At 40.5% G+C, this 14,496-nt stretch carries 9 protein-coding genes and 1 tRNA gene; 6 read left to right on the top strand and 4 right to left on the bottom strand.

Annotation, left to right across the window (positions count from 1 at the left end):
- The 5 genes from ACFSR8_RS05350 to ACFSR8_RS05330 form a co-directional block, all read left to right on the top strand.
- The coding region (locus ACFSR8_RS05350) for an HYR-like domain-containing protein (RefSeq protein ID WP_380289807.1) at positions 1–4,362 on the top strand (4,362 nt) is incomplete at its 5' end.
- 14 nt (positions 4,363–4,376) lie between these two features.
- Positions 4,377–5,303: a PorP/SprF family type IX secretion system membrane protein gene (locus tag ACFSR8_RS05345; protein ID WP_380289805.1), complete on the top strand. Its 927-nt coding sequence runs from the start codon at positions 4,377–4,379 to the stop codon at positions 5,301–5,303.
- Positions 5,304–5,322: 19 nt separating this feature from the next.
- Entirely contained in the window at positions 5,323–7,245 is a 1,923-nt protein-coding gene (locus ACFSR8_RS05340) for an OmpA family protein (protein WP_380289803.1), read from the top strand.
- A gap of 75 nt (positions 7,246–7,320) precedes the next feature.
- Positions 7,321–9,303 carry an OmpA family protein gene (locus ACFSR8_RS05335; protein ID WP_380289801.1) on the top strand — a complete coding sequence of 661 codons (1,983 nt, stop codon included), beginning with the start codon at positions 7,321–7,323 and terminating at the stop codon, positions 9,301–9,303.
- Between the two features lie 250 nt (positions 9,304–9,553).
- Entirely contained in the window at positions 9,554–10,078 is a 525-nt protein-coding gene (locus ACFSR8_RS05330; RefSeq protein ID WP_380289799.1) for a hypothetical protein, read from the top strand.
- A gap of 97 nt (positions 10,079–10,175) precedes the next feature.
- Here the strand turns inward: ACFSR8_RS05330 and ACFSR8_RS05325 are convergent.
- Positions 10,176–10,251, bottom strand: a tRNA-His gene (locus tag ACFSR8_RS05325).
- A gap of 157 nt (positions 10,252–10,408) precedes the next feature.
- Positions 10,409–11,125, bottom strand: coding sequence for a bacillithiol biosynthesis deacetylase BshB1 (bshB1, locus tag ACFSR8_RS05320; RefSeq protein ID WP_380289797.1), 717 nt, complete (start codon positions 11,123–11,125; stop codon positions 10,409–10,411).
- A 254-nt stretch (positions 11,126–11,379) separates the two neighbouring features.
- Between bshB1 and ACFSR8_RS05315 the strand changes: the two genes are divergently transcribed.
- A complete protein-coding gene (locus ACFSR8_RS05315) occupies positions 11,380–13,209 on the top strand; it encodes an SLC13 family permease (protein WP_380289795.1) in 1,830 nt (609 codons plus the stop codon).
- Between the two features lie 69 nt (positions 13,210–13,278).
- On the opposite strand, the gene pyrF is transcribed toward ACFSR8_RS05315, so the two are convergent.
- A complete protein-coding gene (gene pyrF / locus ACFSR8_RS05310) occupies positions 13,279–14,100 on the bottom strand; it encodes an orotidine-5'-phosphate decarboxylase (RefSeq protein WP_380289793.1) in 822 nt (273 codons plus the stop codon).
- A 26-nt stretch (positions 14,101–14,126) separates the two neighbouring features.
- Positions 14,127–14,486 (bottom strand): four helix bundle protein, encoded by a 360-nt coding sequence (locus ACFSR8_RS05305; RefSeq protein WP_380289791.1) that lies wholly within the window; start codon positions 14,484–14,486, stop codon positions 14,127–14,129.
- Positions 14,487–14,496: the final 10 nt, after the last annotated feature.

Raw genomic sequence — 14,496 nt, 5'->3', positions numbered from 1 at the left:
GACAACGGTTCCAACGACGCCTGTGGCATTCAGTCGCTGGCCCTGGACACCACTGCGTTTACTTGTGCAGAGGTAGGGACGAATACGGTAACCCTTACCGTTACGGACAACAACAATAACACATCTACATGTACCGCTACCGTTACTGTGGAGGACAACGTACCGCCTGTGGCCATTTGTCAGGACATCACCGTACAGCTCGACGCTTCCGGAAATGCCTCAATCACAACGGCGGATATCGACAACGGATCCAACGACGCCTGCGGCATTCAGTCGCTGGCCCTGGATATTACCGACTTTACATGTGCCAACGTGGGCGCAAACAATGTGACGCTTACAGTGACTGATAATAACGGCAATACCTCTTCTTGTACTGCAACTGTTACAGTGGAAGACAACGTGCCACCAGTAGCCATCTGTCAAGATATTACTGTTCAATTAGATGATTCTGGTAATGCTTTCTTTACCACAACTGACATCGATAATGGTTCAAATGATGCCTGTGGTATTGCATCCATATCCTTGGACACAACAGTACTAACTTGTGCTAATGTAGGCGCTAACACTGTAACTTTAACAGTAACTGACAATAATGGCAATTCATCCACCTGTACTGCTACCGTGACAGTAGAAGATAATATAAATCCAACTATCGACAATACGAATACCGCCAACATCGAAATAGAGTGCGGCGTTGGAAATACACAGGACCAGCTCAATGCGTGGTTGAACAACAATGCAGGCGCAACAGCTACAGACAATTGTAATACAATTATATGGACTAACGACTACGGATCAGACGATGCCGTGAGATGTGACAATGGAGCTATTACTGTTATTTTTACAGCTACAGATGCCAATGGCAACACCTCTACAACATCCGCCACCTATCTTATTAAGGATACCGTGGGGCCTAATATCACGACCCAAGCAGCCGACCAGACGGTGGAATGCGACGGTTCGGGCAACTTGACAGACCTGAACACATGGCTGAACAACAACGGTGGCGCAATAGCCAGCGACGACTGTAGTTCAATTACATGGTCCAACGACTTTACGTCCGTGTCAGACCTTTGTGGGGCTACCGGTGCAGTAACGGTTACATTTACCGCTACCGATGCCTGTAACAACTCTAACAGCACTACGGCTACGTTTACGATCGAAGACACAACCAACCCTACTTGGAGCGACGAGCCACAAGATATGACAGTGGAATGTGACGGTACTCCAGACCCAAGTGGCGCTTTTGCTACTTGGTTGGCTTCCTTCTCAGGATCTGACGCCTGTGGTTCTGCTACCGTTACCCACAACAGTGCAGGGCTAAGCGACCTTTGTGGCGCTACGGGTGCCGAGACCGTAACATTTACGCTTACGGACGAGTGCGGCAACTTCATAACCAAGGATGCTACCTTTACCATAGAGGATACGACCAACCCTACATGGACGGTTGCTCCATCTGATTTGACCGTAGAGTGCGACGGTACTCCAGACCCAAGTGGCGCCTTTGCCAACTGGCTGGCCTCGTTCTCTGGTTCGGATACCTGCGGTACGGCTACAGTGACCCATAACAGCAACGGACTGAGCGACCTTTGTGGCGCTACGGGTACCGAGACCGTAACATTTACCCTTACGGACGAATGCGGCAATTTCATAACTGCCGATGCGACTTTCACTATTGAAGATACCATCAACCCAACATGGGACAACACCCCTGCGGATTTGACCGTGGAGTGCGACGGTACCCCCGACCCTAGCGGTGCCTTTGCCAACTGGCTGGCCTCCTTCTCTGGTTCGGATACCTGTGGAACGGCTACCGTGACTACCAACAGTAGCGGACTGAGCGACCTTTGCGGGGCGACCGGTACCGAAACGGTGACGTTCACCCTTACCGACGAGTGTGGCAACTTCATTACTGCAGATGCGACATTCACCATAGAGGACACTACAAATCCGGTAATAGACAATACAAATACCGCCAACATCGAAATAGAGTGCGGCGTTGGAAATACACAGGACCAGCTTAATGCGTGGTTGAACAACAATGCAGGTGCTACCGCTACCGACAGCTGTAGCTCGGTGACCTGGACCAACGACTACGGCGCCGACGATGCCGTAAAATGTGACAACGGGGCGCTAACGGTAACGTTCACAGCTATAGATGAATGTGGTAATTCAAGTACTACCTCTGCTACATATTTGATCAAGGATACTGTTGGACCAAATATTTCAACACCAGCTTCCGATAGTACCGTTGAATGTGATGGTGCGGGAAATATGGCTGACCTGAATAACTGGTTAACCACAAATGGAGGTGCTATGGCAAGTGATGATTGTAGTGATGTTACTTGGAGTAATGACTTTACGTCCGTGTCCGACCTTTGTGGAGCTACCGGTGCAGTGACGGTTACATTTACAGCAACTGATAATTGTAATAACTCGAGTACCACCACAGCTACATTCACCATTGAAGATACCACTGCACCGTCTTGGACCGACGAGCCACAAGATATGACAGTGGAGTGTGATAGCACGGCAGATCATGTTGCTACTTTCAACACATGGTTAGCTTCATTCTCAGGAATGGATTCTTGTGGATCAGCAACCGTGACGCACAATAGCAGCGGACTGAGCGACCTATGTGGCGCTACCGGTTCTGAAACCGTAACATTTACCCTAACTGATGAATGTGGTAACTCTATCACTAAAAATGCAACCTTCACCATAGAGGATACGACCAATCCTACCTGGACTGTTGCTCCATCTGATTTGACCGTGGAGTGTGACGGAACTGCAGACCCAAGCGGTGCTTTTGCTGCGTGGTTGACCTCATTCTCAGGTGAAGACACTTGTGGGACAGCTACAGTTACTCACAATAGTTCTGGCTTACAAAATATTTGTGGAACCACGGCGTCTGAAACTGTAACATTTACGCTTACCGACGAATGCGGAAATTCCATTGAAATGGAAGCCACTTTCGGAATAGTAGACACTACTGCACCAACTTGGACTAATGTTCCAGTGGATATGACTGTAGAATGCGATGGTACAGCTGATGCGAGTGGTGCTTTTGCAACATGGTTGACATCCTTCTCAGGAACTGATACATGTGGAAGTGCAACGGTAACAAACGACAGTTCTGGATTGAGTGACCTTTGCGGAGCTACGGGTACTGAAACAGTAACGTTTACGCTTACAGATGAGTGTGGTAACGCAATAACAAGAGATGCTACCTTTACCATTGAGGATACTACTGCTCCTTCTTTTGAAGGACGTTTACCCGAAGATGTAACGGCAGAATGTGATGCTATTCCAGATCCGGAAAATGTTACTGCAACCGATAATTGTGGCACTGCATCAGTAACTGTTGAAGATGTAAATACCGCTGGAGCTTGCGAAGGTTCATATACTATTGCACGTACTTATACAGCAACTGACGAATGTGGATTGTCGGTATCTTATACCCAAACTATTACGGTTGTAGATACCACAGCACCAGTACCTTCAACGGCGTTTGAAGCGAATCTGACAGTAAGTTGTACCGATATACCGGATGCACCAAGTGTGGATTTCACTGATAATTGCTCTACTGACATAACCGTAGTCTTTAATGAGGTTAATGGTTTTGATGACACAGTATTTGAGGATTACCAGATTGTAAGAACTTGGACAGTAAGAGATGACTGTGGTAATGAAGCAGCTTATACACAAACTCTTGATGTGATGCTGGATGAAGTTATTACTCAAGTTACAGGTCCTGATAGATGTCACGATGATGGTATCATCGAATTGGATGATTTCTTAACTTCTGACAACAAGGAAGGTACTTGGGAAATGATTGAAGGAGATACGGATGCAGAATTGAATGGAAGCCTATTCAATCCTACAACGCTTCAGCCATCATTAGATTTCCGTCCAGGAACTGAGTCCATTCAGTATGTGTTCAGATATACAGGATTGGATAGTGGCTGTATCAATATCACTGAGTTCAGTATGAAGATTACGCCAGATTGTATCGTCTTACCATGTGAGGACAATGATGTGGTGGTATCGAAAGCCTTAACTCCAAATGGGGATGGCATTAACGATTCCTTCGATATTACAGGAATTGAGCTATGTGGCTTTACAGCTGAACTTAAAATTTTCAACCGTTGGGGTGCCCTAATCTATGAATCTAGCGATTATAGAATTGGTGAGGAAGATTCTGCCAATGCTACCGGACGTGATTCTTGGGGAGGTATTGCTCATAAAGCTTCAGTTGGAGCATCAGGAACAGTGCCAAACGGAACGTACTATTATATTATAACACTGAAAGATAGTGGATTGCCACCTTACACTGGCCCTCTCTATATAGGAACCAAATAATAAACTTTTAACCTATGAAACTTATTAAACATTACATAATCGCTTTTGCGTTATTCAGTTGTACGGTTGGGGTTGCACAACAGTTGCCCCAGTTTACCCAGTACATGTATAACACAATCTCTATTAACCCGGCCTATGCGGGAAGTAGGGAAGCCTTAAGTATTATTGCGTTGCACAGAAGCCAATGGGTTGGTTTTGATGGTGGTCCTATTACGCAAACCTTATCCATACATACGCCTTTGAGGAATGACAGGATTGGACTAGGTCTTACCTTTATTGAAGACGACTTGGGTTACGAAAACTTCACATATCTATATGGAGATTTTTCATATACCATTCCAACAGGGGCAAAAGGAAATTTGGCTTTTGGCTTAAAAGGAGGCTTTACGCAGTATAGTCTGGACGCAGAATTTTTAAATGACCCTACCATAGTTGCAGATGACTTTTTTAGAGGATACCAAAGAGTTTGGACGCCGAATATTGGTTTAGGAGTCTATTGGAGTACTGATAGAGTTTATGTTGGAGTTTCTGCTCCTAGAGTACTAAATACTGATAGAAATAAGAATGAGGGGTTTGAAGCCTTGGAACGTATAAGTTACTACGCTACAGCGGGTGTAGTTATCGATCTAAGCGAAAAGTTCAAATTAAAACCCTCTGCCCTATTAAAAGCAACCAACGGAGCACCCCTTTCTCTCGATTTAACAAGTAGTTTTTTATATGATGAGAAATTTTGGTTAGGTGGATCCTATAGAATTAATCAGGATACGGCGGCCTTGGGACTGTTTTTAGATTTTCAAATATCTCCGCAACTTCGCATTGGATACTCCTATGAGCATCCATTTTCTGAAATTAGAAGCTATACCAGTGGTACCCATGAAGCACTATTAATATACGAATTCAAATTTGTAAGTTCTAAACTTAAGTCACCTAGATATTTCTAAATAACAGCATTAGATTATTATGAAATTTAAAAACTACATATTAGTTTCTCTCATATTAGTAATGACTTCAACAGCATTCGCGCAACAAGGAAGACAAAGACGTGCGGACACCTTGTTCAATAAGTTTTCGTTTGTTAAAGCAGCAGAGGTTTATAAAGATCTTATTAGGAAAAATTATAATAAAGATTATGCCACAAGAAGATTGGCAGACTGTTATGCCTACATGCGAAATCCTGCAATGGCCTCCCGCTATTACAAAAGGGTGGTTAAGCAAAAGAATGTGCCGATTGAGTATTATTACAGTTATGCCCAATCGCTGAGAGGTATAAAAAAATATGATGAATCCCGAGAATGGCTACAACGCTTTAAGGATTCTGGAGGTGTGTCCAATACTATGGATTTTGAAAGGGACTTGGATTTTATTTCGCATGTATTCAACGCTAAAAAACAATACTTTTTAAAAAGAACACGTCTCAATTCAAAATTTAGTGATTTTGGCGCTCTGGAACATAACGGGAAGATATATTTTACTTCCTCCAGGGACGAAGGAATTGCCGTTAAGCGATTGTATGGTTGGAACGAACAACCTTTCTTGGATATCTATGTCACCGAAAAAGGAAGTAAAAGAAGGCCAGACTATACTTATAAGCTAAAAGGCGATGTAAATTCGCTTTACCACGACGGCCCTGTAACCATTAGCAATGATGGCAAAACCATGTATTTCTCAAGAAATAAGGCTAACAGATTTGGCAAGGAAACCGACAAAAAAGGGGTGAGCAATATGAACATCTACCGTGCTACTTTTAAAGATAGTATTTGGACTGATGTTGAAGATTTATCCATCAACAGCAAAGATTTTTCAACACAACACCCTGCTTTGAACAATGACAATACAAGACTTTATTTTTCGTCAGATATGCCGGGTGGCTACGGGGGCTCTGATATTTATTACGTAGATATCAACCCTGACGGCACATTGGGAGAGCCTGTAAATGTTGGCGAAATTGTCAATACTAAAGATAAGGAAGGCACACCATTTATTAATAATGAAGGGATTTTGTTTTTCTCTTCAGACGGACATTTTGGCCTTGGTCTCTTGGACATTTATGGCACCATTACAGATGACGACGGAAATATTGCTGATATCGTAAACCTTGGCGTTCCCGTAAATTCTGAAAAAGACGATTTCAGTTTCTCTATGAATCCTGACGGCCTTACAGGTTATTTTTCGTCTAACAGAAGAGGTGGCCGAGGAAGTGACGACATCTACGAATTTTACCGCAAACCCTTACTTAATGTGAGAGGCCAAGTGGTGGATGCCATCAATACGAAACCAATCCCTAATGCCAAAATCAAGTTATTGGATGCCGATGGAAACCAAATCGCTGATATGATAACGGACAAAGATGGCTTTTACGAAATCAACATTGACAGAAACAAGGACTATAAAATTGTTGGAAGTCAGAATAAATATATTGATGATTACCGAGAGTTTACATCAAAACGTTTATCGAGTATTGAATCTATAATTGTTGCCAATCTCATACTTAATCCGAAACAAGAAGTTGTAGTACTTGCGGATTTGAGTTTGAATACGATATATTTTGATTTTGATAGTAACCGCATCAGGGAAGATGCCAAAAAAGAATTGGATAAAATTGTTGGTCTGATGACTAAGGATTACCCTGAAATGGTCATCAGGATAGAGTCCCACACGGATTCAAGAGGATCTCTTTCGTACAATGATCGATTATCTATCGACAGAGCGAATGCTACATATGAGTATTTGATTTCAAAAGGCATCGAGGCAGACCGTATTACCGAGCATAAAGGTTTTGGAGAAAGACGATTGACTAATGGTTGCGAGGATGGTGCTAAGTGTGAAGAAGGCGACCACCAATTAAACCGTAGAACACAATTTATTGTTGTAAAAATGGAATAAGGGCACCAATTAAGTTTAGTGTTCGTGTGTATACATAAACCATAGCCTAGCTTATTTAATTAAAACAAGACCCCTATGAAACTAAAACATTACTTACTATTTTGTCTGGCAGTTTTAACCTTCTTTGGCGTTAGCGCGCAAGAGGGTAGACAGAAAAGGGCGGACAGTCTGTTTAATAAATTTGCTTTTGTTGATGCCGCCGAAACTTATAAAAAATTAGTCAAAAAAGATTATAACAAAGCCTATGCCTTAAGACGCTTAGCAGACTGCTACGCTTATATGAGAAATCCTGATAGCGCAGTAGTGTATTATAAGCAAGCTGTACAACAGGAAAACGTTCCGATTGAATATTACTATAAGTACGCCCAGTCCTTAAGAGGATTAAAGGACTATAAGGAATCTAGAGTTTGGCTAAAAAAGTTTAAGGATGCCGGGGGTATTATTGAAAAGAACAAGCTTTCCAGAGACCCGGATTTTATCACTGCCGTATTTAACGCCGAGAACAAATACATCCTTAAGGAAGTAAATATCAACTCCGCATTTAGCGATTTTGGTGCGTTTGAAAGAAATGGTCAAGTATATTTCGCTTCTAGTGTCAATGAAGGGGCTTTAATAAAACATAAATATGCATGGAACGAACAGCCTTTTTTGGACATGTATGTTACCAAAAAAGATGCCGATACCATTATTCATCATAAATCAAAATTGAAAGGAGATGTCAATTCAAGATTTCATGACGGTCCTGCGATTGTTACCAAAGATGGCAAAACCATGTATTTCTCGAGAAACAACTTTGGAAAATATGGCTTAAAACAAGATAAGGACGGTATCAGCAATCTTAAAATTTTCCGTGCTTCATTAGTAGATGGGGAATGGACAAATTTAGAGGAATTACCGTTTGGCAGCACCGAATATTCCGTCGGTCACCCTGCTCTAAGCAATGATGAATCCAAGCTTTATTTTGCTTCCGATATGCCCGGTGGTTTTGGCGGTTCTGATATTTATTATGTTGATATCAATGACGACGGTACTTTCGGGCCCCTTCAAAATGCTGGAGAGATCATTAATACGAAAGATAATGAATTATTTCCCTTTATCAATAGCGAAGATATTTTGTTCTTTTCTTCCGACGGACATCTTGGCCTCGGACTTTTGGACATTTTCGCAACGGTTTATGATGAAAACAATTTGCTGTCAAGTGTTGTAAATCTTGGACTTCCTATAAATTCTAACAAAGACGACTTTTCATTCTTTATGAATGACGACGGCCTAACAGGCTACATGGCTTCCAACAGAGAAGGCGGTATGGGCGATGATGATATTTATGGCTTTAATAGGATTCCACGTTTAAAATTGGAAGGAACTGTTATGGATTCCATTGGAGGTACGCCTATCGCCAATGCTCTGGTAAAATTATCCGATGCTGATGATATTCAAATCGTTTATGTTGAAACAGATGAAGACGGTAAATACGAAATTAATATTGACAGAAACACAGATTATATTGTAAAAGTTAACAAAGAAGGTTACCCAGAAAACAGTGTTTCAGTTACAACAAAAGGACTACCTAGCGATGCGCAATCTGTTACCGTAGACTTCTCTATTAATCCAATTCCTTCCGCGGACGATGATAGCAATGAAGACGGAGACGGCGTTTCAGACCCTATGGATGACGAAAAAACAAAGGCATTATTGGCCAAATTTAACACCCCTATTTACTTTGATTTTGATAGTTCAAGAATCAGAAAAGTTGATGCTAATAGATTAGCGGAAATTATTGACTTGATGAAAAATGACTTCCCGGAAATGACCATCAGAATTGAATCCCATACCGATTCCAGGGGCCCAAGCGAATACAATGAAAGATTATCCGCTAGAAGAGCTTATTCTACGCTACAGTATTTAATTTCCGAGGGCATTGACCAATCCAGGATAATTGAATACAAAGGCTTTGGAGAACGCCAATTGGTAAACGGTTGTGATGGTACAATTCGATGTACTGAAGCTGAACATCAGCTTAACAGACGTACTAATTTCATTGTAATAAAAGTACAATAACCTAAAACTAAATAGCCAACTAAAACAAGGCCTTTCAATTTCTTGAAAGGCCTTAATATTTCGTATGCCGAACGAAACCTAAAAAACTCCCATCTCTAACTTGGATTGGATCCAACCATCATATTTGAATGCTTTAAGGTGGCACATTTTATCTCTGTAGTTTTGATGGACTTAATAATTGTATTATTTTGCTCACGCATTATAGATGTATGTAGCTATTAACCTTATATAATTCCACTGATAAATCAACATGAAAAATTTTACCCTCCTAATTTTACTGACCGGATCATTGTCTTTTGCTCAAAATTGTAAGTACCATATCAATGAAACCGACGATTTTACTAACGAAAAAATCTTAGAGACTAAAGGGGTTAGTATAACAAAAGCGGACCTTATATCAACAGGTATCGGAACTGGAGCCAGTGTCAGGGCCAAAGCTAGAAAAGTAGATAATACTAGGTATCTTGTATTCCGGTTGACTTCTTACGAAATGTTCGTTATCAATGAAGGAGGAATTATTATGCTAAAGTCAATTTCGGGAGAAGTAATCAAACTAAAATTTAACAAGACTGTAGTTTCTGACTTTTCAGATTCTGGCGGTACTACCATTTGGACCGCAATTAGCTCGGCGACCATGGATGACGCAACCTTTAATAAACTTGAAAATGCAGAAATTGAAAAAGTAAGGTGGTATACCGACGAAGGATACCTTGAAAGAGATGCCAAGAAAAAACAATTCGGGAACATAGCAGGAATCCTGAAATGCATCAAATAGGATTTAAACTTTTTATCGGAAGCTTACAACTCAAAGCCGGACAACATTGCACCAAAAACAAAAGAAGCCCCTCGGGAAACCGAGAGGCTTTTGTTTTGGGTGGAAGATCGGTCTCGAACCGACGACCTCCTGAACCACAATCAGGCGCTCTAACCAACTGAGCTACAACCACCGTATATTTTCATTAAAACTTTAAAAAAGTTTTGCAAAGGCACTGCTCCAACCAATCGAATCAGAGCCACCATTTATTGCATCCATAAATGCGAGTGCAAATGTAATTTATTTCCTTTGGTCTGCAAAACGTTTTTTTATTTTTTGAAGGGCAGTTTGTTATTTTAAATCAAACAAACTGTCCACTGCTGGGTAGCGTTCCACGGTAAAGCCCTCGCCATGCTCTACCCCTATCAGTCTCCCTAAATCCCTGGCGCGGTAAATAATACTGTCTGTAAAGTTTTTACTGGAAATTGGGGTGTCTGGTGCCTTAATGGATTCATTGTAAAATTGCGTTTTATAAGCTAAGACCGCATCCATTTTGGTATCGATATATCCAGAAACATCCACAACAATATCTGGTTCTAAATTTTTCCATTGGATATAATGATAAATACATTTTGGTCGCCAAGGCTCTTGCTTATTACCTTCACTCTCAGTTTCAATTTTTATTAAACCGCTCAAAAAGCAAGCATCGCTAACCAAGCTACTCCCTTTTCCATGGTCGATATGTCTATCTTCAACTGCATTACACAACACTATTTCGGGCTTAAGCTTTCTAATAATTTTTATAAGAGCCAATTGATTCTCTTTGTCATTTACAAAAAACCCATCGGCAAACCCCATATTAATTCGTGTTTCAACGCCAAGTATTTTTGAGGCTTCCTCCGATTCTGAAGCCCTTATTTCAGCATTGCCGCGCGTACCGAGTTCACCCCTTGTTAAATCGATAATGGCTACTTTTTTTCCATGGGCAATTTCCTTTGCAATTGTACCACCACAACCTAATTCAATATCATCGGGATGGGCGCCAATTGCAAGAATATCTACTTTCATATATTTACAATGTTTTTGACAAAAACTTTAGCGTTTCCTAAAATTCTGAATAAAATTACGATATTATTTGCCAAACTTACCGCACGAAAGCGTTTTCGAATATATTTTTAGCATTTCAATTGCGTTAAAAATAATAATTATTGAAAACTAACACTCATCAAAAAAGCATGACATTAGTCATACTAATTGGGGGTAAGGCTAGGTAATTTTACACAGTAATTAACACATAACTACATAAAACCATGATGTACCTGATGCTTGCTATACTCGTAATAACGATTGCGTTATTCGTATGGGGGAAATTCACACCTGATATTGTTGCTCTTATTTCTATGCTGAGCCTCTACTTAACTGGAATATTGGATTCCAAAGAGACTTTAAGTGGTTTTAGCAACCCGACTGTAATTATGATTGCTGCCCTTTTCATTATTGGTGAAGGTATCTCCCAGACAGGCTGGACGGCAATGGCGGGTAAAAAGTTTGTAGAGTGGGCAGGAAAAAGTGTTCCTAAGCTATTGGTAATCGTTTCCCTAGGAGCTGGCGTACTATCGGGTTTTGTGAGCAATACAGGTACAGTAGCAACTTTAATGCCCTTAACGATTTCTTCAGCTTGGAGCATTGGCACATTACCGTCTAAAATGCTAATGCCCGTTGCTTTTGGTTCTAATACAGGGGGTTTGCTAACCTTAACTGGTACACCGCCTAACATCATTGCCAGTAATGCATTAATAGAAGCCGGCTTTGATGGGTTTTCATTCTTTGAATTTGCTTTGATTGGATTGCCTCTTTTAATCATTGCATTGCTCTATTTCAGGTATTTTGGCTATAAATTATTACCAAAAAACAAAACCAATAATAAACCGGTAAATATTGAAACCACCCTCCACCAGTGGATTGAAGCTTATAAGGTGGATAGTGGTTATTATCGTTTACGTGTACGTTCTATATCTCCCCTTTTGAAAACCAAAATAGAAAATTGGAACTTTGAAGAAGATTATAACGTTGAAATTATTCGGTTAAGAAGAAGGCACCCTAATGTTCTTAAAAAAATACCAACTTTTATAGAATTTCCAGACCCTAGTACAGAATTCATGTACCACGATATCATTACCGTAAAGGGTGAAACGGAAGCCATTAACAGAATGATGATTACTTTCAGGCTGGGGCTTTTACCACTAGAACCTATTACGGACGAGCTTAAAAACAACCTCATCAACCAAGAGGTAGGGATGACCGAAGTAATCGTCAATCCCAACTCCATTATGGTTGGCAGAAAATATAAGATCGGGGCGTATTTTAAACGTTTTGGCTTGCAACTTTTAGCGGTTTCAAGAAACAGACAGCCTATTTTGGACCGAGAGATTACAGTAAAATCAGGAGATGCCTTCTTAATTAGAGGTTCTTGGGAAAACATTGACGATTTAAAGAAACAACATGAAAACTTAGTAATTATAGGTAGTCCGGAAGGAATGGCAAAGAATGTCGAAAATCTCACAACAAAATCCTATATAGCCTTGGGCGCCCTAATATTGATGATTGTGCTTATGGTACTTAAATTAGTTCCGGGTTCAATAGCCGCATTAATTGCTGCCGGTGTAGTACTGATTACAGGATGTGTACCTATTTCAAAAGCATATAAAGGCATTAGCTGGACCAGTGTAGTGATGATTGCAGCCATGATTCCAATGGGCATAGCTTTGCAAAAAACAGGTACAGCACAAATCATTGCCAACGGGCTCGTGGATTATTTAGGAGCCATCCACCCTATTGCGCTATTAGGAGGGGTCTTTTTATTGACAACAACGTTTAGTCAGGTTATTAATAACTCCGCAACAGCAGTTTTGATGGCACCGATTGCCATATTGGCAGCAAATTCATTAGACTTATCCCCTGCCCCATTTATGATTGTGGTTGCCATTAGCGCATCCACTGCATTTTTAACACCAATAGGCACAACAACCAATGCCATGGTGATGTCCGCGGGTGGCTATAAATTTATGGACTATCTCAAAGTTGGCGCACCGCTTTTATTAATGTTCTTCATCATATCGTTGCTATTAGTGCCACTTATTTGGCCATTTTAGACAATCCTTAAAAGCAAAAAAGGGTTCAAAATTGAACCCTTTCTTATTAGGAATATTTTCAATTTAAATTTAGGAATAGCTTTCTAATTCCTTTTGCATTTGTGTTTGAAGTTCCTTGGCCTTCTCAGTGGCCGCAGTTGCAAAATCCTCTCCATTGGAAGCATATATAATACCTCGAGACGAGTTTATTAAAAGCCCGATGGAATCGTTCATCCCGTACCTGCATACCTCTTGAAGATTACCTCCCTGAGCACCAACTCCGGGTACCAATAAAAAACTATCGGGAATAATGTTGCGGATATCGGCCAAATATTCTGCTTTTGTAGCACCAACAACATACATTAAGTTTTCGGATTTCTTCCAGGTTTTTGAAGTTTCCAATACATGTTTATAAACTTCTATATCGTCCACAAGTTTTGTTTGAAAATCAAAAGCTCCTCGATTTGAAGTCAATGCCAAAAGGATGGTATGCTTGTCTTCAAATGCCAAAAACGGCTCCACCGAATCCTTTCCCATATAAGGCGCAACCGTGACGGAGTCAAACCCCAAACCCTCAAAAAACGCTTTAGCGTACATGGTACTGGTATTACCAATATCACCACGCTTTGCATCTGCAATTGTGAAAATATTTGGATAGTTCTCCTTTAAATAATTGATAGTTTTTTCAAGTGCTTTCCAACCTTTTAGTCCGTAGGCCTCATAAAATGCAGTATTAGGTTTATATGCCACACAAAGATCATGTGTAGCATCAATAATGGCCTTGTTAAAAGCGAATATTGGATCATCTTCTTTTAAAAGATGCTTTGGAATTTTATTTAAATCCACATCCAATCCAATGCAAAGAAAGGATTGCTTTTTTTTAATTTCTGAAATTAGCAGATCTTGGGTCATTAGGTATTTGCTCTTGGTTATTTAGTTTAAATTTGACTTTTAGAGTATTTTATCAAGGCATTTATCCTTTTTTGAAGAATATTCAGCTTTTCCATAATCTCTTTTTCGTCTTTAGGTAAAATAAAAGAAAGTTCTTTACAAATTATAATATGTGTTTCAAGTTCGAAGGCAGAGCCCAAACTAATCTGTAAATACCGAATAAAATCCTTCTGAGAATCTTTAGCCGAACCTTCAGCAATATTTGCGGGTATCGAAACCGCACATCTAGAAATTTGAGATTTTAAACCAAACTTCTCAGAACTCGGGAGCTTATCAATCAGGATATAAATTTCTTTAACTAAGGCAATTGAATCCTTCCAAACATCTAAATCTCTAAAATTCCTCATCCTCTAACAA

The sequence above is a fragment of the Hyunsoonleella rubra genome, from assembly GCF_042684665.1.
Taxonomy (GTDB): Bacteria; Bacteroidota; Bacteroidia; order Flavobacteriales; family Flavobacteriaceae; genus Jejuia; species Jejuia rubra.
This window is presented reverse-complemented; position numbering and strand designations above follow the sequence as displayed.

Coding starts and splice junctions, on each gene's coding strand:
- ACFSR8_RS05345 (WP_380289805.1), top strand. CDS start 4,377: ATGAAACTTATTAAACATTACATAATCGCTTTTGCGTTATTCAGTTGT.
- ACFSR8_RS05340 (WP_380289803.1), top strand. CDS start 5,323: ATGAAATTTAAAAACTACATATTAGTTTCTCTCATATTAGTAATGACT.
- ACFSR8_RS05335 (WP_380289801.1), top strand. CDS start 7,321: ATGAAACTAAAACATTACTTACTATTTTGTCTGGCAGTTTTAACCTTC.
- ACFSR8_RS05330 (WP_380289799.1), top strand. CDS start 9,554: ATGAAAAATTTTACCCTCCTAATTTTACTGACCGGATCATTGTCTTTT.
- bshB1 (WP_380289797.1), bottom strand. CDS start 11,125: ATGAAAGTAGATATTCTTGCAATTGGCGCCCATCCCGATGATATTGAA.
- ACFSR8_RS05315 (WP_380289795.1), top strand. CDS start 11,380: ATGCTTGCTATACTCGTAATAACGATTGCGTTATTCGTATGGGGGAAA.
- pyrF (WP_380289793.1), bottom strand. CDS start 14,100: ATGACCCAAGATCTGCTAATTTCAGAAATTAAAAAAAAGCAATCCTTT.
- ACFSR8_RS05305 (WP_380289791.1), bottom strand. CDS start 14,486: ATGAGGAATTTTAGAGATTTAGATGTTTGGAAGGATTCAATTGCCTTA.